This is a genomic window from Lachnoclostridium sp. An14, from assembly GCF_002160755.1.
Classification (GTDB): domain Bacteria; phylum Bacillota; class Clostridia; order Lachnospirales; family Lachnospiraceae; genus Lachnoclostridium_A.
The window spans coordinates 62,089-84,156 of record NZ_NFLE01000008.1; the positions used below are offsets into that span (position 1 = coordinate 62,089).

20 protein-coding genes are annotated in these 22,068 nt (G+C 53.9%); 12 read left to right on the forward strand and 8 right to left on the reverse strand.

What is annotated here, in order from left to right:
• Window positions 1-2: 2 nt before the first annotated feature.
• From recO to ppdK, 5 genes are all read left to right on the forward strand, one after another.
• A complete protein-coding gene (gene recO, locus B5E84_RS06390; RefSeq protein ID WP_087220904.1) occupies window positions 3-659 on the forward strand; it encodes a DNA repair protein RecO in 657 nt (218 codons plus the stop codon).
• A 127-nt stretch (window positions 660-786) separates the two neighbouring features.
• Window positions 787-1,392, forward strand: coding sequence for a hypothetical protein (locus tag B5E84_RS06395; protein ID WP_087220907.1), 606 nt, complete (start codon window positions 787-789; stop codon window positions 1,390-1,392).
• A 21-nt stretch (window positions 1,393-1,413) separates the two neighbouring features.
• A complete protein-coding gene (locus tag B5E84_RS06400; RefSeq protein WP_087220909.1) occupies window positions 1,414-2,802 on the forward strand; it encodes a glycine--tRNA ligase in 1,389 nt (462 codons plus the stop codon).
• A gap of 158 nt (window positions 2,803-2,960) precedes the next feature.
• Window positions 2,961-4,301, forward strand: coding sequence for an MATE family efflux transporter (locus tag B5E84_RS06405; RefSeq protein ID WP_087220911.1), 1,341 nt, complete (start codon window positions 2,961-2,963; stop codon window positions 4,299-4,301).
• Between the two features lie 167 nt (window positions 4,302-4,468).
• Window positions 4,469-7,096, forward strand: coding sequence for a pyruvate, phosphate dikinase (gene ppdK, locus B5E84_RS06410; RefSeq protein ID WP_087220914.1), 2,628 nt, complete (start codon window positions 4,469-4,471; stop codon window positions 7,094-7,096).
• 86 nt (window positions 7,097-7,182) lie between these two features.
• Here ppdK and B5E84_RS06415 read toward each other — a convergent pair whose 3' ends face one another.
• From B5E84_RS06415 to B5E84_RS20585, 3 genes are read right to left on the reverse strand one after another with little or no spacing between them, the layout of a single operon-like run.
• On the reverse strand, window positions 7,183-7,431 hold the full coding sequence (locus B5E84_RS06415; RefSeq protein WP_087220917.1) for a hypothetical protein: 249 nt from the start codon (window positions 7,429-7,431) through the stop codon (window positions 7,183-7,185).
• A 56-nt stretch (window positions 7,432-7,487) separates the two neighbouring features.
• Window positions 7,488-8,396, reverse strand: coding sequence for a sel1 repeat family protein (locus B5E84_RS06420; protein ID WP_087220920.1), 909 nt, complete (start codon window positions 8,394-8,396; stop codon window positions 7,488-7,490).
• Window positions 8,350-8,532, reverse strand: coding sequence for a hypothetical protein (locus B5E84_RS20585; protein WP_162612817.1), 183 nt, complete (start codon window positions 8,530-8,532; stop codon window positions 8,350-8,352). Before B5E84_RS20585 ends, B5E84_RS06420 begins: the two co-directional genes overlap by 47 nt.
• A gap of 242 nt (window positions 8,533-8,774) precedes the next feature.
• Here B5E84_RS20585 and B5E84_RS06425 point away from each other — a divergent pair, with 242 nt between their 5' ends.
• Entirely contained in the window at window positions 8,775-9,800 is a 1,026-nt protein-coding gene (locus B5E84_RS06425; RefSeq protein ID WP_087220923.1) for a transglutaminase domain-containing protein, read from the forward strand.
• Between the two features lie 12 nt (window positions 9,801-9,812).
• Here B5E84_RS06425 and B5E84_RS06430 read toward each other — a convergent pair whose 3' ends face one another.
• Window positions 9,813-10,055: a nucleotidyl cyclase domain-containing protein gene (locus B5E84_RS06430; RefSeq protein ID WP_087220927.1), complete on the reverse strand. Its 243-nt coding sequence runs from the start codon at window positions 10,053-10,055 to the stop codon at window positions 9,813-9,815.
• Between the two features lie 158 nt (window positions 10,056-10,213).
• The gene (locus B5E84_RS06435; protein ID WP_087220930.1) at window positions 10,214-11,062 is read right to left on the reverse strand and encodes an AfsR/SARP family transcriptional regulator; all 849 of its coding nucleotides are present in this window, start codon (window positions 11,060-11,062) and stop codon (window positions 10,214-10,216) included.
• A 216-nt stretch (window positions 11,063-11,278) separates the two neighbouring features.
• On the opposite strand from B5E84_RS06435, the gene B5E84_RS06440 reads away from it, so the two are divergent.
• The 6 genes from B5E84_RS06440 to B5E84_RS06465 all read left to right on the forward strand — a co-directional run bounded on the left by B5E84_RS06440 (window position 11,279) and on the right by B5E84_RS06465 (window position 19,126).
• Window positions 11,279-14,908, forward strand: coding sequence for a DUF7601 domain-containing protein (locus tag B5E84_RS06440; RefSeq protein ID WP_143469189.1), 3,630 nt, complete (start codon window positions 11,279-11,281; stop codon window positions 14,906-14,908).
• 27 nt (window positions 14,909-14,935) lie between these two features.
• The gene (locus B5E84_RS06445; RefSeq protein WP_204248553.1) at window positions 14,936-15,457 is read left to right on the forward strand and encodes a signal peptidase I; all 522 of its coding nucleotides are present in this window, start codon (window positions 14,936-14,938) and stop codon (window positions 15,455-15,457) included.
• Window positions 15,450-16,097 carry a SipW-dependent-type signal peptide-containing protein gene (locus B5E84_RS06450; protein ID WP_087220935.1) on the forward strand — a complete coding sequence of 216 codons (648 nt, stop codon included), beginning with the start codon at window positions 15,450-15,452 and terminating at the stop codon, window positions 16,095-16,097. Before B5E84_RS06445 ends, B5E84_RS06450 begins: the two co-directional genes overlap by 8 nt.
• A gap of 138 nt (window positions 16,098-16,235) precedes the next feature.
• Window positions 16,236-16,934 (forward strand): TasA family protein, encoded by a 699-nt coding sequence (locus B5E84_RS06455; protein ID WP_162612818.1) that lies wholly within the window; start codon window positions 16,236-16,238, stop codon window positions 16,932-16,934.
• A gap of 262 nt (window positions 16,935-17,196) precedes the next feature.
• On the forward strand, window positions 17,197-18,099 hold the full coding sequence (locus tag B5E84_RS06460; RefSeq protein ID WP_087220940.1) for a hypothetical protein: 903 nt from the start codon (window positions 17,197-17,199) through the stop codon (window positions 18,097-18,099).
• A 280-nt stretch (window positions 18,100-18,379) separates the two neighbouring features.
• On the forward strand, window positions 18,380-19,126 hold the full coding sequence (locus B5E84_RS06465; protein WP_087220943.1) for a class E sortase: 747 nt from the start codon (window positions 18,380-18,382) through the stop codon (window positions 19,124-19,126).
• Window positions 19,127-19,186: 60 nt separating this feature from the next.
• On the opposite strand, the gene B5E84_RS06470 is transcribed toward B5E84_RS06465, so the two are convergent.
• From B5E84_RS06470 to B5E84_RS06480, 3 genes are all read right to left on the reverse strand, one after another.
• Window positions 19,187-19,609, reverse strand: coding sequence for a DUF2000 domain-containing protein (locus B5E84_RS06470; protein WP_087220946.1), 423 nt, complete (start codon window positions 19,607-19,609; stop codon window positions 19,187-19,189).
• Window positions 19,609-20,517 (reverse strand): helix-turn-helix domain-containing protein, encoded by a 909-nt coding sequence (locus tag B5E84_RS06475; RefSeq protein ID WP_087220949.1) that lies wholly within the window; start codon window positions 20,515-20,517, stop codon window positions 19,609-19,611. Before B5E84_RS06475 ends, B5E84_RS06470 begins: the two co-directional genes overlap by 1 nt.
• A 178-nt stretch (window positions 20,518-20,695) precedes the next feature.
• Window positions 20,696-22,063 (reverse strand): homoserine dehydrogenase, encoded by a 1,368-nt coding sequence (locus B5E84_RS06480; RefSeq protein WP_087220952.1) that lies wholly within the window; start codon window positions 22,061-22,063, stop codon window positions 20,696-20,698.
• Window positions 22,064-22,068 lie beyond the last annotated feature (5 nt).

Consider the following 22,068-nt stretch of genomic DNA (forward strand, 5'->3'; position numbering starts at 1 on the left):
GATTGCGGGAAACGGTGGTTGTGACCGGGATGGTGCTGCGGGCGGCCCCTTCCGGAGAAGGAGACAGACGGCTGGTGATGCTCACCAGGGAGAGAGGGCGGATCACCGTGTTCGCCCGCGGGGCACGGCGGCCGGGAAGCCCGTTTTTGGCGGCCTGCCGCCCCTTTTTCTTCGGAAAATTTACCCTTTACGAGGGGCGGGACGCCTACAACCTCCACGGGGCGGAGATCACAGCCTACTTTGAGGAACTCTCCGCCGACATGGAGGGGGCCTGCTACGGCTCCTACTTTCTGGAGGTGGCGGAGTATTTCGCCAGGGAGAATCTGGAGGGCACGGAGCTTTTGATGCTGGTGTACCAGTCCCTGCGGGCCCTCTCCAAGGAGGCCATCCCCAACGAGCTGGTGAGGAGGGTCTTTGAGCTGAAGGCCATGGTGTTAAACGGGGAGTACACCGAGCTCCCCCCGTTTTCCGTCAGCGATTCCGCCTGCTACGCCTGGGAGTACGTGGTGGCCGCTCCGCTGCAGAAACTTTACACCTTCACCGTCACGGAGGAGGTGCTGGGGGAGTTTGGGCGCTGCGTGGACGAGGCCAAACGGCGGTTTCTGCCCCGGCCCTTCCACTCTCTGGAGATCCTAAAGACCATCGCGGGGATCGGGTGAGAGGGCCCTTGACGGGGAAAAATTTCCATCCCCTATTGAAAATCGGGGAAAAAGCCGATATAATGGGAACACTTGAAGGGGCAAAAAACCCTGGAAGGAGTCTATGTGCAGGTTTAGGAGGAGAATCATGAGGAGAGCGGCAGCGGCATTCCTGGCAGCCGCGGTCCTGGCCGGAGCCACCGGCTGTGGAACGTCTGCCGGGGAGAAGGAATTTGCGCCGTCGGAAAACAGCGTATACATTTCAAAAGAGGGGACCGTGTCCAGCGCCTTTGTGGAGTCCTATGACAAGGACTACTACACCGCGGATTCCCTGAAGGCCTATCTGGAGGAGACCATCGCGGGCCAGTATCCGGATGTGGCGGTGACGGTGAAGGAGTGCAGCGTGGAAAATGGCGTCATGAAGGCGGTGTTTGACTACGGCACGCCGGAGGATCTGATGACCTTCCTGGCGGACCAGAAAAGCGAGGGCCTGGAGCTGGAGTCGTTTCAGGTGGAGACCGTGGCCGACGGACTGGCGGCGGGAACGGTGGCGGACGGCGTGTTTGTGAACGCCTCCGACGGAAAACCGGCGGATTTTAAGGAATTGGCCAGGACGGAGGGCCAGCTGGTGGAAGTAAAGGGCCAGGCGGCCGTCCAGACAGAGGGAAAGATCTTATATGTCTCTGACGGAGTGGAGGTCACGGACAGTGGCGCCGTGGTATCCGGCGGACCGGCATATATTATTTTTAAATAAGAGGAAATGAGGTAAGGACACATGGAAAAGACGATGGAAAAGATTGTGGCTCTGGCAAAGGGCAGAGGATTTGTATATCCCGGCTCTGAGATCTACGGGGGCCTTGCCAATACATGGGATTACGGCAACCTGGGTGTGGAGCTGAAAAACAACGTCAAGAAGGCCTGGTGGCAGAAATTCGTGATGGAGAGCCCCTACAACGTAGGCGTGGACTGCGCCATCCTGATGAACTCCCAGACCTGGGTGGCATCCGGCCATCTGGGCGGTTTCTCCGATCCGCTCATGGACTGCAAGAACTGTAAGGAGCGTTTCCGCGCTGACAAGCTCATCGAGGACTACATGGAGGAGAACGGCATCACCGTGGAAGGTTCCGTGGACGGCTGGAGCCAGGAGGAGATGAAACAGTACATCGACGAGCACAACATCTGCTGCCCCAGCTGCGGCAAGCACGATTTCACCGACATCCGTCAGTTCAACCTGATGTTCAAGACCTTCCAGGGCGTGACGGAGGACGCGAAGAACACGGTGTACTTAAGACCGGAGACGGCCCAGGGCATTTTCGTAAACTTCAAGAACGTGCAGCGCACCTCCAGAAAGAAGGTTCCCTTCGGCATCGGCCAGATCGGAAAGTCCTTCCGAAACGAGATCACCCCCGGAAACTTCACCTTCCGCACGAGAGAGTTTGAGCAGATGGAGCTGGAGTTCTTCTGCAAGCCCGGCACGGACCTGGAGTGGTTCGCCTACTGGAAAGAGTTCTGTATCAACTGGTTAAAGACCCTGGGCATCAAGGACGAGGAGATGCGGGCCAGAGACCATTCTCCGGAGGAGCTTTGTTTCTACAGCAAGGCCACCACGGACATTGAGTTTAAATTCCCCTTTGGCTGGGGCGAGCTGTGGGGCATCGCGGACCGCACCGACTACGACCTGACTCAGCACCAGACCGTATCCGGCCAGGATATGACCTACTTTGACGACGAGAGCAAGGAGAAATACATCCCCTACGTGATCGAGCCGTCCTTAGGCGCTGACCGCGTGACCCTGGCGTTCCTCTGCGCCGCTTACGACGAGGAGGAGATCGGCGAGGGCGACGTGAGAACGGTGCTCCATTTCCATCCGGCCATCGCACCGGTGAAGGTGGGCATCCTTCCCCTCTCCAAAAAGCTGAACGAGGGGGCGGAGAAGATTTACGCGGAGCTCTCCAAGTACTACAACTGTGAGTTTGACGACAGAGGCAATATCGGAAAGCGGTACAGAAGACAGGATGAGATCGGAACGCCCTTCTGCATCACCTACGACTTTGACTCCGAGAACGATCAGGCTGTGACCGTCCGCGACCGCGACACCATGGAGCAGGTGCGGGTGCCGATTGCGGAGCTGAAGGCTTATTTTGAGGATAAATTCCGTTTCTAATGGCCATGCTATATGGAACCGCTGCCCGGCAGCGGTTCCTTTTTCGTTTAACAGGAAACAGCGTTTCCTGTTAAACGAAAGCCCCCGGCGGGAGGCGCACTCCGGGCAGAGGGAGATGGCTGCCCGTATTTTTTAAAATATGAAAACTAGGAGGACTTATGAAAAAGCAATATCCGGACCTGTTAAACGACAATGTGAGCAGGCTGTTTCGCAAATATCTGGTGCCGTCCATCAGCGCCACCCTGGTGACGTCCATTTACATCCTGGCGGACACTGTGATGATCGGCCGGGGCGTGGGCAGTCTGGGGATCGCGGCGCTCAACATCCTGCTGCCTTTATTCTCCCTGTTTTTTGCCACAGGGATGATGTTTGGCGTGGGAGGCAGCGTCCTCTTTTCCGTGGCCAAGGGCCGGGGAGATGAAAAGGCGGCGAAGGAGCATTTCACGGCGGCCCTGGCAGGGGCCTTTGTGATGGCGGTGTTCTATGAGGTGACCTGCAACCTGTTTTTCGATCCCATCACGGCGGTCCTGGGGCGGAACGAGGCCATGGACGCCCTGGTGAGGGAGTACGGCAGGATTCTGGTGGCCGGGGCGCCGGTCTTTATGGCCTCCTCCTTCCTCCAGGCCTTTGTCCGCAACGACAAGGCGCCAAAGAGGGCGATGGCGGCGGTGATCTCCGGCGGCGTGCTGAACGTGGTGCTGGACTACCTGTTTATCTTCCCCATGGGGATGGGAATGGCAGGCGGGGCCATCGCCACGGTGATCGGCTCCGGAGTGACGGTGGCCATCCTGCTGTCCCATTTCCTGAGCCCTCACAACACCCTGAAACTCACCAGGCAGTTTCATCCAAAGCAGGTGTTTGAGGCCCTGGGAAACGGCCTCTCCAGCTTTGTGGTGGACCTTTCCAGCGGCATTGTGATCTTCCTCTTTAACCGCCAGCTTTTGGCCTATGTGGGAGATCTGGGGGTGGTGGTCTACGGCATCATTTCCAACAGCGCCCTGATCGTAAACTCCGTCTGCAACGGCATCTGCCAGGCCTCCCAGCCCATAATGGCGGTGAATTTCGGCGCCGGGAAACGGGACCGGGTGGAGCAGACCAGGCGGCTGGCCCTGGGGACCGCCTTCGCGGCCGGCACCCTGTTTGCCGTCCTGGGGATCTTAAGCCCCGGCCTGCTGGTGGAGATCTTCGTGGAGCCCACGCCGGAGATCACGGAGATGGCGGTGCCGGCGGTGCGCATTTATTTCGTGGGATTTGCGGCCACGGGGATGAATCTGCTCTTTGCCACCTATTTCCAGTCTGTGTTAAAGCCCGGCTCCGCCCTGGCCCTTTCCCTGGCCAGGGGAATGGTGTTTAACGCCGCCCTGGTGTTCCTTCTTCCTGTATTCTTGGGTGTGACAGGGATCTGGGCCACCATGCCGGTGACGGAGGCGGCCACCCTGGCTCTGGACGTGTTTCTGCTTTTTCGGGGCAGAAAGCCGCGGCCGGCTGTTGAATATTAGAAAAAATGTAAGAAAAATACTTTACTAGAAGAAAGTTTATGCTATAATATTTCTAGACCGTCCATCCGGCCTTTCTATTGTTGTGCCATCTGCACAAAGGACGGAGGATGGAGAGTAACGGACCGGGATTCCCCCGGTCTCAAAAACCACTAGGAGGAAGAAAGCATATGGCAAAGAAATGGGTTTATTTGTTCAGCGAGGGTAACGCCACGATGAGAAACCTGTTAGGCGGCAAGGGCGCGAACCTGGCTGAGATGACCAGCCTGGGACTTCCGGTTCCGCAGGGATTCACCATCACGACGGAAGCCTGCACCCAGTATTATGAGGACGGAAAGACGATCAATGACGAGATCATGGGCCAGATCATGGAGTACATCGGCAAGATGGAAGAAATCACCGAGAAGAAGTTCGGCGATAAGGAGAACCCCCTTCTGGTTTCTGTTCGTTCCGGAGCAAGAGCTTCCATGCCTGGTATGATGGATACGATCTTAAACCTTGGTCTGAACGAGGAAGTAGTAAATGTTCTGGCTGAGAAATCCGGCAATCCCCGCTGGGCTTGGGACTGCTACAGAAGATTTATCCAGATGTATTCTGACGTAGTTATGGAGGTCGGCAAGAAGTATTTCGAAGAGCTGATCGACGAGATGAAGGAGAAGAAGGGAGTTACTCAGGACGTAGAGCTGACCGCTGACGACTTAAAGGAGCTGGCTGGACAGTTTAAGAATGAGTACAAAGAGAAGATCGGATCTGATTTCCCGTCTGATCCGAAGGAGCAGTTAATGGGCGCCATCAAGGCCGTATTCCGTTCCTGGGACAACCCCAGAGCAAACGTATACCGCCGCGACAACGATATTCCGTACTCCTGGGGTACCGCTGTAAACGTACAGATGATGGCATTCGGAAACATGGGCGATGACTGCGGCACCGGCGTTGCATTCACCCGTGATCCCGCTACCGGCGAGAACGGCCTGTTCGGTGAGTTCTTAACCAACGCACAGGGCGAGGACGTGGTAGCTGGCGTGCGTACTCCCATGCACATTTCCGAGATGGAGGAGAAGTTCCCGGAGGCATTCGCACAGTTCAAAGAGGTGTGCAAGACTCTGGAGACTCACTACAGAGATATGCAGGATATGGAGTTTACCGTTGAGCATGGCAAGCTGTATATGCTTCAGACCCGTAACGGAAAGAGAACCGCGAAGGCTGCATTAAAGATCGCCTGCGATCTGGTTGATGAGGGAATGAGAACGGAGGAAGAGGCTGTTGCCATGATCGATCCGAGAAACTTAGATTCCCTGCTTCATCCGCAGTTTGACGCAGCTGCCTTAAAGAAGGCTGTTCCCATGGCAAAGGCTCTAGGCGCATCTCCGGGAGCTGCCTGCGGTAAGATCGTATTCACCGCTGACGACGCTGTAGAGTGGGCCGCAAGAGGCGAGAAGGTAGTTCTGGTTCGTCTGGAGACCTCTCCGGAGGACATCACCGGAATGAAGTCCGCTCAGGGTATCTTAACCGTTCGCGGCGGAATGACCTCCCACGCAGCCGTTGTTGCCCGTGGTATGGGTACCTGCTGTGTATCCGGTTGCGGCGACATCGTGATGGACGAGGCAAACAAGAAATTCACCATCAACGGCAAGGAGTTCCACGAGGGAGATTACATTTCTCTGGACGGCTCCACCGGTAACATTTATGACGGCATCATCCCGACGGTAGACGCTACCATCGCAGGTGAGTTTGGCCGCATCATGGCTTGGGCTGACAAGTACAGAACCCTGAAGGTTCGCACCAACGCAGATACGCCGGCTGACGCGAAGAAGGCCCGCGAGCTGGGCGCTGAGGGTATCGGACTTTGCCGTACGGAGCATATGTTCTTCGAGGGCAACCGTATCGACGCGTTCCGTGAGATGATCTGCGCCGAGACCATCGAGGAGAGAGAGGCCGCTCTGGACAAGATCCTTCCGGAGCAGCAGGGAGACTTCGAGAAACTGTACGAGGCTCTTGAGGGCAATCCTGTAACCATTCGTTTCCTGGATCCGCCTCTCCATGAGTTCGTTCCCACCGACGAGGAGGACATCAAGAAACTGGCTGACGCTCAGGGCAAGACCGTTGAGCAGATCAAGGCCATCATTGATGGACTGCACGAGTTCAACCCGATGATGGGTCATCGTGGATGCCGTCTGGCTGTGACCTATCCGGAGATCGCGAAGATGCAGACCAAGGCTGTAATCCGTGCCGCTATCAACGTGAAGAAGGCTCATCCGGATTGGAAGGTAGAGCCGGAGATCATGATCCCGTTAGTAGGCGACGTGAAAGAGCTGAAATACGTTAAGAAATTTGTAGTTGAGACCGCTGACGCGGAGATCGCTGCTGCCGGTATGGATCTGAAGTACGAGGTTGGTACCATGATCGAGATCCCGAGAGCCTGCGTGACCGCTGATGAGATCGCAAAAGAGGCTGACTTCTTCTGCTTTGGTACCAACGATCTGACCCAGATGACCTACGGTTTCTCCCGTGACGACGCTGGTAAGTTCTTAAACGCTTACTACGATGCGAAGATCCTGGAGAACGATCCGTTCGCAAAACTGGATCAGGATGGCGTTGGCCAGCTGATGAAGATGGCAATCGAGAAGGGCAAGCCCGTGAACTCCACGCTGCACGTAGGTATCTGCGGCGAGCACGGCGGCGACCCGTCTTCCGTAGAGTTCTGCCACAAGATCGGTCTGGACTATGTGTCCTGTTCTCCGTTCCGTGTGCCGATCGCAAGACTGGCTGCGGCGCAGGCTGCTCTGGCTGAGAAATAAACATAAAGGCTGAAGGATAGAAAAATCCGACAGAATACAGAGGCCCCGGTGAAATACCGGGGCCTTTTTTGAATTTCAATTTTGAGTTACTCTATAAGCATATCTTTAAATTTTTCCTGATAAATCTCTTTATATAATTCTATATTTTTATCTATATATTCCTGTATTAAATTTTCATCATGAAAGTCCATCTGGAAACGAAAAATTAACAGTTTTGCTCCATAATGAATGTTATATAACCAAAAATCTACCTGCGTTTCATCCGTCTCTCTTTTTTGTACTTCTACAATATAATCTTCGTTTTTATATATTTTATACTCAGCTTTTTTTAACATATCAACCTCTTTAAATATGGAATGTATTGTTCCTGTATGAAACCGGACAGAGAGGTTCAATCTGTGAAATCAGCGTTTTCTTTTGCACGCTCGATCCACATTCTTCCAGTTTCTTCATTCCAATATTTCGGTTTATCAGGATACTCATATTCATAACGCTCGTCGTTGCACCAGAAAGGCCCCGTATATAATTTCCCCAGCATATACATCGCTTTCGCCGAGCCTTTTTCAACAGCTTTTTTCAGCCACCGCTCAGCCTGAAGCTTTGCCTTGTCTGTATTCCATACAAAAGGATTGGGTGCACCGCAGTCCAGATCTGTATCTTCCCAGCAGTAGCCATGATGCGTATACAGCTTTGCAAGCAGCAGCATTGCCTCCAGATGTTCCAAGTGAGCTGCTCTTTTAAAATAATATCCTGCACGCTCCAATGCGTTTTCTTTCTTCCCACAGTCAATTTTTATATATTCCTCATATTGCAGACGTCCGAGCTGATATGTAATTTCTCCCGGCTGGGGTAATTCCTCCAGCGCCAGATTTCCCACAAAATCAATAAAGAGGAAAAGCTCATCCTCATGCAGTATCTGTGGATTCTGCTTTGAAAAACCAAGAAATGGCCGGATCTCCGATGGAATATTTAAATGATACCTGTCGATAACAGCCTGATTCAGGCAGTCATAATCATGATATAGTTCATTTGAAATGCAGTGGTTATCCAGAAAGTCATTATAAAACAGCAAATCTGTTTTCAAATGAAAATAATAGCCCCTGTTAAAAGAAACAGTCAAACCAACACAATTCCGGAATTTTTCCAACCCAGGAGCACTGGATGCTTCGCCATAATGGGATTCCGGTTTTTTATACAGATCAGGTGCAATAACACCTTTAAAAAAATCCTCTCTATTTTCTTCGGCATATCGGTCAAGATAAATCTTTGCCGCCGCTAAATGAATTGCATAAGATGCCATCTGTCATCCCTCCGTTATCACTGCTTTCTGCTGCACATAATTTTAATGAGTTTTCGCTTTCTGTTTTTTCTATCAGCGATTTTTTGAAATGTCTCTGCTTTACGCATATTTTATCACGATCTTTATGGATTGTCATTTCGTTCCTGCTTTTGTAAATCTGCGGATCGGCCTATGCCTTGCAGAAAATGGGGAAGCATTGCCCGTTTTCTATGCTTTTTTATAGGAAAAAAACGGCGAACAGGTCTTTGGTGTTTTCCGAAAAAAATCAGGGAGACGTCTGAAAAAATAAATTGGAATTTTTATCTTGAGTTTCCTACTTTGCAAACATCTTTATTTTGATAGGAGGAAAAAAACAATTTTTTTGGAGGTAAACTCGAGATGAAGATGAATAGTTGCAGAGTATGTTTGAGTTGTTTGGCAGTGATGGCGGCGGCGTATTTGGGGATGAGTCCCATAGAGGTCAGAGCTTTGGAGGACGGTGTGTACAACGTGAAGGGGAGAAGTTTCGTTTCCCAGGATGACGTGCTGACAGAGGTGGCGCGTCAGGATTATTCCGGGGCGGTGATGCCGGATGGGGCTTATGAGATCGACGGGAATGATTATTACGTGGAAGGCGGGCAGTTTCTGAGCGAGCAGTTCAGGAATGGGGTGTATTACACTTCCGTGAAAATCGCGGCGTCAAACCGGTTATACGAGTTTCCCGAGGAGGCGGATCAGCGCTTTTGGGAGGCGGTGAAGGAGCTGGAAAAGGGAGGAAACGGACGGACAGCGATTCCCATTGAATATGGATTTTCAGACGAAACGGAAAGGCTGCTGTACGCCAAACGAATCAACTATGTGCTGAACCTGTCCGACATTTTCCTGAAGTTGTCCATGTCTGGAAGGGGAGCCGACGGCAGCTACCGCCTGTATCTGCAAAACAGTGAGGAGAACCGTGCGGCAGTAAAAGAAATCCGGGAGGGGAGCGAACTTCTCACCAGGATTTATGAGGAACAGATCAAAGGGATCGAAGGGGAGCGGGAGCGGCTGGAGGCGATTTACGACTGGGTTGTTTGTAACCTGGAGTATGATGACACCCTGAAAAATATAAGAGGATATAAAGGGCTGACGGAAGGGAAAACGGTGTGTGGCGGCTACGCGCAGATTTTCTACTGGCTGTGTGAAATGGCAGGGATTGATGTGGAATATGTGTATGGGGCCAGATGCAATTTGGATGGAAGTTTTGGCGACAATGATCATCATGCCTGGAATCGGGTGAGGCTGACCGGAACGGAGGAGTACGGGTATTGCGATGCCACATGGGAGCCGGGGGACCGGGCAGAAAGGGGGATGCCCCGGCAGTATTTTATGAGGAATCTGGCGGAGTTTGAACGGCAGCATTTGGCGTTTTGGACGTTTGGGTGAATATTTCCCGGTTTAACGGTTAGAGGTATTGTTTTTGGGATCTGTCAAAGGCTGGAGGGTATACTCCAGAGCCAGATCGTTTCTGGGGTACAGGGTCCGGTACTGTTTCAAAATCCGTTCTATGGCCTGCTGGGCCCGCCCTCTGGAATGGTCAGAATCTACGACCAGCAGCAGGACATATTGTCTGGCATTGTATCGGCTGAAGACATCGCCGCTGCGCAGGGAGGAGGAAATGGCCTGATGGAGGGCGTCCATAGCCTTGTGAATGGTCTGAGGCCGAATGGAGTGAGAGTCCAGTACGGCCAGGGAAAACAGGCAGAGATAGGCTGCGTTTCCGGTTCGGGACAGGCTGCGTTTTGTTACGTTGCACAGATCCCGGAATACGACGTATTCACAACAATAAGCCCCTCTCTTTATACTGGGGGGGGGGTATTTTCTGATAATTGGAACAAAATCGTGCGCAAGTCTGTCTCCTTCTCGTCCTGATCGGAGCTGATGATTTTATACAGAGCGGTAAAATGGGCAGACGGAGGGGGCAGCTCGCCGGGGGATTCATAAAAGTGGTTCAGGACCGACTGATAGTGGCTGAGGGCAGCGGGCTGATTTCCGCTCATGAACAGGGCGTACGCTAAGTTGTAGTGAGTGTCCTCATCGTAGGTTTCCAGGGAGAGCACGTGGCGGCAAAGGTGAATCACTTCTTCGTAGTCCTGGTTTTCCATTGCCAGATCCATGGCGCGGTGGGCGATCCTGATAAACAGGGAGGAATAGTAGGTGTTAATGGGAATCACCCAGGATTCACTTCCGGAATTGGGCAGAAATTCTCCCTGATAGAGGGCAAGGGCCTGCAGACAAAGCCTGCGCTGCTCCTCTGGCTGGGAGGTTTTGGAAAAAATTTTCGCGTACAGCAAATCCAGTTCCTCAGTGTCGATGGTGCAGGGAATCCCGGAGTTCCACCGGTAAAAGCCGTTTTGCTGGCTTAGGAGTTCCTCGGCGGGGATTGGAAGGGGGGAGAGCAGTTTCCTGGTGCGGAATACCAGGGATTTCAAGGAACCGCCGGGGTTGGATAACTCTGTGTCCGGCCACAGCATACTGATCAGCTCAGGAGAAGAAAGTTCCCGTTTATGGAAGGCGATCAGATATTGCAGCAGCAGCCAGGCTTTTCGGGAACGATTGTCGTTTTCTTTTACAGTCACATCTCCGGCAGTGATGGAAAATCCGCCCAGCGTCTGAATGGAAATGGTAAAGTTGGTATACGTCTCCATCTTAAAGATCCTCCCTCGATCAAATTGTGTTTATTGTAAATCTAATTTTCGCAAAAGTCTACTAAAAGTTAGTTTTTGTCTGATTTGTGACCGATTTGTAACCGGAAAATACTATAATGACTTTAAATCCTTCAAGGATGGGGTAACGGTATGTACGGAAATGAGTATTTGCGGTGTTCAGATAGAATTGGACAGAAAGCGAGCTGAGGTGGAGGAATGAAGAAAATTAGAAGAAAAATCAGACGGAGAATAGCGGCCTTTTTGGCTGTATGTATGGTTGCCACCTCTTGTACGCAGGTGGCTTTTGCCGTGGCAGACGATTCGGCGGTTTCAGAGGAAACAACGGTGTTTCAACTGGATGGAGACCATCTGAGAGCGGAGATGGAGATGGCCATCCAGAAGGGAAATCGGTTTGAGGAGGATGCCGTTTTCTATACAGATGACGCAATGCAGAAGGGACTCTATCAGTATCTGCTGGAACAGGAAAGCCTTTATGAGGTGCAGTGGGAACAGGAATGGAAGGCTACTTGCTCCAACGCGGTTCCGTCTCCCTGTGAACTGACCATTTTGGTCCGTCCGGATTTTGAGGAGCTGGCCACTGGTTCGGAACTCAGGCTTTATGAGGAAATGGAAAACGGAGCTTATCCTGGCTATCGGATGACGGGACGGGAGCAGGTGATATTTCTACTGCGAAATTTGGGGGATGAGGAAACGGTCTGCCAGATTGAGGTGGACGGAAGGAAAAGCCCTGAAATAATCGTCCCGGGAAAATCGGCTCTGTTAGGGGATTTGGCGACGCCTTCGGAATTAGAGGAGACGGAGGAAAGCAGCGCGGTGGAAATCTCTGATCCGGAAGTGCCGGGAGCAGAGAAACCGGGAGCAGAAGAAACGGCAGGAAACGCTGACAATGCAGGCGGAGAATCCGAAACACCGGAACCGGATGGGCCGGAGACCGATGAGACGGAACCGGCAGAGACACAGCCTGAGACTTCAGAGGAACCGGAAGAACCGGGGACGGACGAGACGGAATCGGGCGAAACAGAACCGGAAGGAACAGAGGAAAGCAAGCCGGAGCCGGGGGAGACCGAAGGCGCGGCACCAGAGCCTGGAGAAACGGAGTCTGGTGAGTCGGAGCCGGAGCCGGTGATTCCGGAGGAAACGGAAGGAAACGGGCCGGACACCGGAGAGAGCGAGGCTGGAAACCCTGAAACGGGAGAAACGGGGAATGACAAGCCGGACACTGAAGAAACGGACACTTCAGAGCCGGATGACACAGATTCCGGAAATTCGCAGACCGATGAGTCCGAAAAGACGGAAAACACGGAATCGGAAGGTTCGGAAACAGGAGGCGAAGTATCTGGAACTGGAGAGTCAGGAACGGAGCAGGGCGGAAGTGCGGAAACATGGGGGACCGGCGGGGAATCGGCACCGCAGCAGTCTGACACGCCGAATTTCTCTGAAAACCAGGCGCCTTTTGTAGGCAATGCCGGAAATACGGACGATGCTCATTTGGGCGATAATGGAGAAACTGAATATTCAGAGGAGATCCGGGAAACGGAGATTGGAGAAGAAACCGGCGAGGAGATCGGAGAGGAAACGGCAGGATATGAGGAGGAACTCCTGAGTTTGAGGATGGAAACATCATCTGGAATGTCCGGAGCCGTTCTGGAGCCGGTACTGGCGGCGTTTTTTGAGGAAATTCCTCAGGAGCCAGAAAAAACCATGCCGGAGGAGGAAAGGGTTTTATCTCTTGCGGCTTATGTGACAGATTTAGAGGGTCTGAATCTGGACGGCGTCTGGGAGCCGGTGGAAATTTTCTATGAGGTTACAGAAGATTCCGCTGCGGAGTTTCACAGCTGTCCGTTTGAAATCCAGATGGAGCAGGCTCCGGAAAAATGGGAGAGCATGGGGACTCCATCCATTGAGGAAGGTGGTTCCTGGGAAGGTTCTCTGCCGGAGGGATCCTACCGTGTACGGAAATTTGCGGAGGAGACCGGTGTTGAAACCGGCTGGTCAGGCGGTCAGGGCGGACATATAGTTTCGGATCCGGACGGGACGGAATGGTGGAAATTCCAGGTGGCAGAGGGCAGCGAAACGGTTCTTGTCTGCAAAGATACGTATTTTGACCCTGATGAGAGATACGTGCTTTCTGTGACAGCGCAGACAGGAGAAGGAGCCGGGACGGAGATTCAATTCCCCTTTGAGATCGAGCTGGAGGGAATTTCTGAGACGGTTCAAACGGTCAGCTATCAGGTAGGAGAGGAGATCTTCACGAAGGATACCGCGGACGGTTCTGCATTTTTGCAGGTGCAGCTAGCTGACGGGGAAACCTTAAGAATCCAGGATCTGCCGCGGAATACCAGATACTCCATCGCAGAGCCGGTACAGACAGAAACTCTCTACGCGGCAGTGGGAGTGGAAAATCAGACGGACGGAACGGATACAGGTGACGGAGATGGAGTTTTGATACAGGATGTGGATCTGATCTGGCACTATGAGCGGAAGACGGAGATCGCAGCCGCCATTCCGGTACAGCTGCAGGTGGAAACGGGCTATAAAGCCCCGGATAACCGCTCTCCGGAGACGTATCTCCTTTCTCTGGTTGCGTTAGAGGATGGCGTGGAGCGCCCTTACGATGGAGTTTACTATGTCAACGGGGTCCAGGCTGAAAAAAGAGAATTTGAGGATTTTGACGGGAAAGAGATCCCTTGTTTTGAGATGACTGCTTTTGGCGGGGCAGAAGGGGCGGATGAGGTCCTTCTGGAACTGGCCGCGGATGGAGAGAACAGGGAGGATCTGGAGCTTGCGGTCCGGGTGATGGACGGAAAGGAGGCCACCGGGATTCAATGGGCGCTTGACGGGGAAGTGCTGGAGCGTGATTCCTTTATAAGCCCGGCATTTTCCCCTGCGGAATCGGCATCCATTCTCTGCACCATGGAATATAGGGAGCCGTCTCTGGAGATTACGCAGCAGATGGAGGGAGCCGACAGTCAGGCCCCTGGCGTATTGGCCGCTTATGAGATAGAACTGAAACGAGAAGGCGAGCCTTTTGACGCAGCGGAGCTGGAATCCATCCAGGTGTACACCGGAACAGACGGAGAACCGGGAGACAGCGGTGAAAGCCAGCCTTTTGAAAATGGCAAATTTTCAGTGCCTTTAAACGGATGGCTCTATCTGACGGGGATGCCGGAAGGGACGGATTATACGGTGCGGGATGGGTCGGAAGATCCTTCCGGACGATACAGGATTTCCACGGTACGCACAGAAGTAAACGGTGTGCCGGGGGAGAACGCGGAGTCTGCAGTCAGCGGAACCATAGGGACGGCAGGACGGTCCATGAGAGCCAGAGTGGCCTTTTATCACCGGATGGAGCCGGGGCTTGGAGATATGGTGATCAAAAAAACGGTGGAACCGGACTGGGAGAGCAATACGTTCCTTTATGAAATTACAGGAACAGACGGGAGCGTGTTTTATACCAGCGTGACCGTTCCCGCGGGGGAGAGAGAGGCGGAACAGACTCTCCATGGAATCCCGGCAGGAGTGTATACGGTGACGGAAATGGAGCATATGCGCTATGAAAGCGGTCAGGCTGCGGTCAAGAAGGAGATTTTTTCGGAGGGGACGAAAGAGCAGAATACGTTCTGTTTTGACGGCTGGAAACAGTCTTCCGGATACTTTTCCGATACGGCCTCTGTGCTGATGAAGGTGGCGGAGGAAGGTCAGTATGCCCCTGAGACTTCAGAAGATGACGGGGTCCGTGTGGAGAAGACGGAAATTTTCCTGTTCCGAAGGGATGATGAGGATGGAGACGGTCCGCAGCAGACGGATCCCTCTGAGGACATTTGATGAAAGGATAAAGAGGGAGGAACGGATGTGACAGGGATCATTACAAAATTTTGCAATGCAGTTTCCATGCTGATGATCGCAGGCTGTATCGCTATCGTCGCGGCGCTGCTGGCTCCCAAGCTGGCGGGGCGGGAAGTGTTCGCGGTCATGAGCGGCAGTATGGAGCCGTATTACCACGTGGGAAGTGTGGTGTATGTGGATAAAGGAGTGGCCCCGGAGGACATTCAGGCCGGGGATGTGATTACGTTCCGGAAAACGGACGAGCTGGTGGCGACTCACCGGGTAGTGGAGGCGGACGCAGAAAACCGGCAGTTTGTGACAAAAGGAGATGCCAACGAGGACCAGGATTTGGCTCCGGTTTCTTTTGACGACATGGTGGGGAAAGCCGGCCTTTCCATCCCTTTGGTGGGGTACATCTCTCTTTATATCGGTACCCGGAAAGGAATGATTATGATTGCGGGTGTGGTGGTATGTTTTATCCTGCTGCAGCTCATACCGGAGATTTTAAAGCCGGAGGAGGAAGAAAAGGAGGACGGAGCGAATGCGTAAGATCAATCAGTGGCTGAAAAAAAGAAACGTGTTCTTTATGGCAGCTGGGTTTGCCGTCCTCTCCGCAGGAGTGTCCCTGGCGTTATTTACAGACGGGGAGACAAAGGCTAACATGATCCGTACCGGAAAGGTGGATATAACCGTGGAGGAAACGCTGTCCGGACTGGAGCAGAGAAATATTGCTGTTTCCAGCACGGGACGGTCTCCGTGTTATGTGCGGATGCGGGTGAATGTGCCGGTAGTGGCGGGGACGGACGCAGAGGGAACGGAATGGTTTACGCCTGCTGTGACCTATATGAATGGCGACGGTTCCTGTTCCGTGGACGGGAAGACCTGGAATGAGTGTTCTTCCGGGACAGTTATCCGTCCCGGTGAGAATTCTTCCCCGGATGTGCGGGAGGCACAGTGGGTGAAGATGGATGACGGCTATTGGTATCTGTCTGAACCGCTGGAAACGGGAGAACGGGCTGTTTTGTGTGACAAAGTGAACTTCCGCTCTGAGGTGCCGGCGGGAATTTCTAAAGATCAGCTTTCCGTAATCGCCTACGCGGAGGCCATTCAGCTGGATAATGTGGAAGTAGATGGAGAGTCCGGAGCTGACGCTGCCTACGCCGCGTTCAGACAGTTAAAGAGAAACTAAAAAAATTTAAGAAAATTGTATAGAATGGCTGATTTATAACCGGGAAGTAACCGGCAGCCGATATACTGAAGAAGTATTGAAACAGGACGTCAAAAAAATTTACATAAAGACGTAAATAAAAAGATGGAGGAATCTAATATGAAGAAAAGAACGAGACTTGCGGTAGCTGCGGTATCTTTAGGCGCGCTGATGACAGTGGGCGGAACTCTGGCCTGGTTCACAGACACTGAGGAAGTGACTAACGTTGTTACCATGGGAAAGGTTGACATCACTCTTTCTGAGACTGGAATGGGCAGTGGCATGACCGAGGACGGCGGATTGATCATGGAAAATATCATGCCGGGAGACAAGCGCTACAAAGAGGCGAAAGTGGACAATGTTGGAAATGATGCTTATGTGAGAGCGAAAGTGATCGTTACCAGCGGAAACGCAGGCGTTATGAATACCTTTGTAGATGGCCATGCCGACAATGATCTGCAGATGCTTGATTTCCAGAATCAGCCTTACAGCGTGGACTGGGAGCGTGTAGTTCTGGAGGATGGTACCGTTGGATTCCAGACGATTTACTACTATGAGAATGATGCGACCGGCGATGTGTTCAAGAAGGATGCTGCTACCTGGAATCCCTTCATGGGATTTGCGGTTCCCGGCAGCTGGGACAATGCTCTGGCAGAGGCTGGATTTAACGTGAAATTCGTAGCTGAGGCAGTGCAGGCAGACAATATGGGCTCCGCAGAGGAAGCATGGGCAGGATTCGAGCAGAGCGAGCATAAAGATCTGGAAGGCGCAGGCACCGCAGAGGATGCACACGGAACGAACGAGATCGTTATTGAGTAATCGAAAAGGATCCCGCCCGATTGGGCGGGATTTTTATGTAGCAGGAAACGGGATTCCCTACTACATGATACCTCCGGCGGGAGGCATACTTCACGCATAGGGAACTGGCTGCTGGAGCACTCCGCGCATAGGAAACTGGCTGCTGACACAGCTGCGTTCCGGCGTGCGAGGGACCAGCAGCGCACACTTTTTTACAGAGAGCAAATCCGGAAAAACAGGCGGGCCTTTCCGGAAAAATGGCAACGGGAGAGGAGAAAGGGCGATGAGATGGAAGTGGATGCGCCGGGCAGTGGCCGGCGTGAGTGTGGGGACGTTGCTGGCAGTAGGAAATGTCCAGGCGTTTGCCGCCGCCGTACAGCCGCAGCAAACTTCGGAAGTCCGGTTTGACGGCCGGTACGAGGGAGGTTTTACGGTGGAGGCTCAGGACAACAATCTGTTTGCTGGCATGAAGGAGCTGATGCCGGGGGCGATGGTAAAAAATACGGTAAATATCCGCAACAACAGCAGCCAGAGCCTGACCTTTTACGTAAAGGCCTATCCCGACTACACTGCCGTGGGAGATGGAGCCAGCCGGGATGGCGGTCCGGTGGTGACGGAGGCAGGCAAGACATTTATGGACGGGCTGCTGGATATGATGAAGATGAATATTACCACAGAAGGCGGGATTTACCTTTATGGGAACGCTGGATTTACCATGCCGGCGTCGGCGAAAGGAACGGAATTTGAGACCAATGATTACGGCATTACAATCGGCGCGGTACCGGCGAAGTCCAGCCGGACGCTGACCATCACCATAAAACTTCCCGGTCCTGAAATGGGAAATGAGTACGCGGACACGTTTGACGCCGTGGACTGGGTGTTCTACGTGGAAGGCACGGAGGGCGGCTCTGAACCCGGCAATGAACCGGGTGGGAGCGGCGGAACCGGAAACTCCTCTGGCGGCCCTGGGGTGATTACCATTTCCGAAGGGGAGGTGCCTCTGGCACCGGGAGGAGGCCCTGGGGATGTGAATATCGTGATTGACGAGGATGCCATCCCTCTTGACGCTCTGGCCAAAACGGGCGGTCCGGTTCTGTATCTGCGGCAGGCGGCATCGGTACTGGCTCTCCTTCTTGGCGGACTGGCGGTGACGGCTTATGCCAGAAAAAAACAGGATCAGTCATAGGACAGCCGCAGGCAAAAAACAGACGGTGCTGAAAGAGACGGGACGAAACAGCCGGAGATTAGAAAAACTCCGGGGCGTCCCGCCTTTTTACTGTGAAAGCCCCGGATGGCGGCGATATAGATGGGCGCGCTCGCGCGCACAGATATATCGGCATCAGACGGGCCAGACGGTATGAGAAAGTAGGGCGGTAGCCCGGATTTCGAATACCGCCGGCAGATGGCGGGAACGCCGTAGGTGTGGGGCCATCTGGCTTTCATGATTGAGATGACAGGAGAGAGCGATGGAAAGACAAAGGAAAGTGAGAAGGAGACGGGCGTTGGATATGCTGTTTCGGTGTCTTCTTCTGGCAGTGCTTGTGATGATTCCCGTCTGCGGGTATGAGGGATACAAGTATTACCGGGCATGGCAGGACTATGAAAATACTCCGGAGATGTCAGAGATTCCTGCCACCCAGGAGCTGGAGATTCTAGAAGGAGATCCGGAAGTCTGGCCGGACAGCAGCCTTTTTGTGGAGCGGAACCGGGCAGAATTTAAAAGCGGGGATTTGCGTTTGGTGATTCCCAGGATGGGGGTGGAGGACGAGGTGATGGACGGTACGGACCGTTCCGCCCTGAAAAAGGGGCCGGGGCTTTACACCGTAGCCCAGATGCCTTCCATTGATCCACAGGTGCGGGCCAACACCAGCATAGCCGCCCACCGGGCAGGCTACGGGCGGTACGGGAACCTCTTTCGGGAGGTAGAGACGTTAAAGGACGGGGATCTGTGTTATCTCCAAGACCGTCAATGGATCTACGTCTACCGGTACGGAAAGACCAGAATCACCGTGCCGGAGGACATCTCTGTACTCTATTTGCAGGATGTCCCCTGTCTCACCCTGACCTCCTGCCATCCTCTGGGCGAAAACAGCCAGAGAATTGTGGTGACCTGTCCCCAGATGGGGGCGTTTCCGGTGACGGAGGACTTCCCTTATCCGGTGACGGAGGAGGAATTGGAGGCATGGCTGGAGGCGGCAGAACCAGCTCCCTGAAAATCTCCCTAAAAAGTGTGGGAATCCGCGCGGAAAACGCGAAACCGCGTTTATCTCTCTCTACCGCAGCAAAGCCAAATTCCCCGTCAGCCGGTTGACCTTCTTTTTTGCCCCGCAGATGGCGATGCCTAAATAGTTCAGATCCCCGTCGCCGGCGTCCCTCATTTTTTCTGTAAATTCCCCGTAGGTTTTGCACCCCTGGGCCAGGTCGGAGAAATCTACTACGGTCAGATCGGAAAAATCCGGTTCGTAAAGCCGTTTCCGGATGGACTTTATGCGTTCTTTATCTCCCTTTAAGATGGGCACCGGGAATTCGATGATGTCCAGGTGTTCCCGCCCGGCCTGGTCTGTCACGTCCTGGCCCACCACCTGGGGCAGCTGTTTTCCCAGGGTGATGCCCAGGATGGCTGCCGCGTTGGCGATGAGGCCGGCGGGCAGGCTGGCATCCAGGATCATCACGCACTTTTCATTCTGTAAATCCATTATGATTCCCCTTCTTTCTTCTGTTTTGACAGGTTTTGAGATTCCATATCTTCCTGTGAATCCTTGTGGGATTTCTGACTTTTTGCCCTTGGCGCCCGGTCGGAAAAGATGTCCCGGTAGACGCCGGGGGCCAGGCCGATGAAACGGCTGAAATAGTTGGTAAAATGGCTCTGATCGGAAAATCCCGTCTCCATAGCGGCCTCCGCCGGCTGCATTCCCTGTCTCAAAAGGGCCTTCGCCTCGCTGACGCGCACGGTTTCCAGATAGCGGTAGGGGGTGATCCCCTTTTCCTTTGTAAATGCCCGCAGCAGGGCGGATTTGCTTAAGCCCGCGTAGCGGCAGATCTGGTCCAGGTAGATCCGTTCCCGGAAATGCTGGCGGATGAATTCGCAGGCCCGCTCGATTTCCTGGCGGCACTCCGGCACGGAGCGGTCAAATGGCTGGCCGTGGTTCTGGATCAGGGCGGAGAGGAGAAACAGCAGGTTTTCCTCCTTTGCCAGGCCGGAGGCGCCGTCCATCACCATGTGGTGAAGGGGACGCAGGAGACAGGCCAGATCCCCATCCCGGATGACGTTTGCGGAAAAGCCGGGCAGCTCCCGCTTTCCCGTTACCTCCTCCGCCAGCTCCACCATCACCGCCTTGGAAATGTTGAAACCGCGGTAGTCAAAGGCCCCGCCGCCGCTCTGGACGCAGGCGTGGCTGTCTCCGGGGTGGAACAGGAGGATGTGGCCGGGCCCGATGGCGTACTCCTTGTGTTTGCAGGAGAGCAGCCGCGTTCCCTTCTCCACGAATCCGATGACGTAGTGATCGTGGAAATGGTTGGGAAAGGGCTGCGCGATCCCTTCAAACCGGTAGGCCTCGATCCGCAGTTCCTCATCGTAGACGACCGTTCTTGTCTCTTTTTTCATGGCGGCCCTCCTTTCCTGTGGTTATTGTACCGCGGGGGAGGGGAAATGTCTTGTAAAATATCTTCGTGTTGAGCGCGGTTGGGGGGATTTGAGAGAGGAAAAAGGGGAGAGGCCATGGCTTGCAGACTGTGCCATGCCCTCTCCCAGGTATAATTTGAATATTGTTATGAAAATGAATTTACAGTTTCAGCCCCTCCAGATACAGCTCATAGGCAGGCAGGCCGGAGAGATCCACGTCGTCTAAGGTGACGGGCTGGCCCTTCTTCACGTCGTTTAACAGGACGGCCTTGTTGAGCAGGTAGAAGGGGGCGGCGGTGCCGGCGTCTTTTCTCTCTAAGAGCTGGGGCGTCAGGCCGTCAATGGAGTGGTGGTGGCCCTGGACGGAGAGCACAGTGCCTTTGGGCAGGTCCCGGTCGGCCACTCCGGCCATGATGGTCACCTGACGGCACTCCGGATGGACGCCGATTCCCATGAAATCGCCCACCAGGATGGAGGCGGGGGTTTCCAGGCCCATGTAGTGGTAGGGGTAGTAGATGCAGGCGTACTTGCCGTTGGTGCTCATCACGTGGCCTTTTCCCTTCAGGATGTCCCACATTTTCTCGTTTTCACATTTCACGATGATGAACTCACCGCCGCAGAAACTGGCTTCGTCCGTCTCCCGCAGGTTGTAGAATACGTCCACCACGCCCGTCTTTGTCAGGATGCCGCCGTCCTCCACCGGGATGAAAATGTTGGCCAGCTCGCTAGTCTTGGCGATGGGGTAGTGGAGATAGGGGCAGGCGGGGGCCAGGCCGGTGATGTTGGAGACCAGGTTCATCTCACAAAGGTCAGCGGAAATGACGCCCAGGTATTTTTCCAGCAGCTGTTTGCGGGCATCCAGGGTTTCCCGGCCCTGATACCGCCAGCAGTCCGCCATCTCCGGCAGAGACTCGCTGGGAGTCTCCCCGTCTAAGTAGGTGAAGGAGCCGGTTTCCCGGTCCCAGACAAAGTCGTATTCGCTGGATTTTCCGGCACAGACCACTTCCAGGCCCAGGAGCATGGCCCAGGAATAGAGATCTAAGAGGTTTCTGGGCTGGTCGCCGTTTACCAGGGCGTAGACGGCTCCGTGCTCCGCGGCGGCCTGATTTAAGATGGGGCCGCAGACGCTGTCCGTTTCCTTGGATACCATGTAGACGTTGATTCCCCGTTTTAAGGCGGAGAGGGCGGCGTCGGAGCTGACGGCGGTGTTGCCGGTGCACTCCACCAGGGCGGTGATGCCGCATTCCATCACCAGGCGGTAGTCGCTGACGATGAGGACGGCATCCTCCGGGGCCTGGTCAATGGATTCCCGGTCTGGGCAGACGGTGATCTGGCTCTCGCTGTAGCCGATCTCCGTGAGTACGTCCATGCACTCGTCGGTGTGGCGGGAACAGATGACCCGCAGCTCCATGTTTTTCACCTTGGGGATCTGGGCCAGCAGGGTGTAGCCGTAGCCTCTGGTGGCGCCGATGATGCCTACTTTTGATACCTTTCCTTCTTTGTTGAGCAGTAAATTTGTATAATCCATATGTC

Bases quoted from the DNA above. Each gene is read 5' to 3' on its own strand.
- B5E84_RS06420 (WP_087220920.1), bottom strand. From the start codon at position 8,396: ATGGCATCTTATGCAATTCATTTAGCGGCGGCAAAGATTTATCTTGAC.
- B5E84_RS06435 (WP_087220930.1), bottom strand. From the start codon at position 11,062: ATGGAGACGTATACCAACTTTACCATTTCCATTCAGACGCTGGGCGGA.
- ppdK (WP_087220914.1), top strand. From the start codon at position 4,469: ATGGCAAAGAAATGGGTTTATTTGTTCAGCGAGGGTAACGCCACGATG.
- B5E84_RS06440 (WP_143469189.1), top strand. From the start codon at position 11,279: ATGAAGAAAATTAGAAGAAAAATCAGACGGAGAATAGCGGCCTTTTTG.
- B5E84_RS06415 (WP_087220917.1), bottom strand. From the start codon at position 7,431: ATGTTAAAAAAAGCTGAGTATAAAATATATAAAAACGAAGATTATATT.
- B5E84_RS06450 (WP_087220935.1), top strand. From the start codon at position 15,450: ATGCGTAAGATCAATCAGTGGCTGAAAAAAAGAAACGTGTTCTTTATG.
- B5E84_RS06460 (WP_087220940.1), top strand. From the start codon at position 17,197: ATGAGATGGAAGTGGATGCGCCGGGCAGTGGCCGGCGTGAGTGTGGGG.
- B5E84_RS06425 (WP_087220923.1), top strand. From the start codon at position 8,775: ATGAAGATGAATAGTTGCAGAGTATGTTTGAGTTGTTTGGCAGTGATG.
- B5E84_RS06400 (WP_087220909.1), top strand. From the start codon at position 1,414: ATGGAAAAGACGATGGAAAAGATTGTGGCTCTGGCAAAGGGCAGAGGA.
- B5E84_RS06470 (WP_087220946.1), bottom strand. From the start codon at position 19,609: ATGGATTTACAGAATGAAAAGTGCGTGATGATCCTGGATGCCAGCCTG.
- B5E84_RS06430 (WP_087220927.1), bottom strand. From the start codon at position 10,055: ATGGACGCCCTCCATCAGGCCATTTCCTCCTCCCTGCGCAGCGGCGAT.
- B5E84_RS06455 (WP_162612818.1), top strand. From the start codon at position 16,236: ATGAAGAAAAGAACGAGACTTGCGGTAGCTGCGGTATCTTTAGGCGCG.
- B5E84_RS06480 (WP_087220952.1), bottom strand. From the start codon at position 22,063: ATGGATTATACAAATTTACTGCTCAACAAAGAAGGAAAGGTATCAAAA.
- B5E84_RS06475 (WP_087220949.1), bottom strand. From the start codon at position 20,517: ATGAAAAAAGAGACAAGAACGGTCGTCTACGATGAGGAACTGCGGATC.
- B5E84_RS06465 (WP_087220943.1), top strand. From the start codon at position 18,380: ATGGAAAGACAAAGGAAAGTGAGAAGGAGACGGGCGTTGGATATGCTG.
- B5E84_RS06405 (WP_087220911.1), top strand. From the start codon at position 2,961: ATGAAAAAGCAATATCCGGACCTGTTAAACGACAATGTGAGCAGGCTG.
- B5E84_RS06395 (WP_087220907.1), top strand. From the start codon at position 787: ATGAGGAGAGCGGCAGCGGCATTCCTGGCAGCCGCGGTCCTGGCCGGA.
- B5E84_RS20585 (WP_162612817.1), bottom strand. From the start codon at position 8,532: ATGACAATCCATAAAGATCGTGATAAAATATGCGTAAAGCAGAGACAT.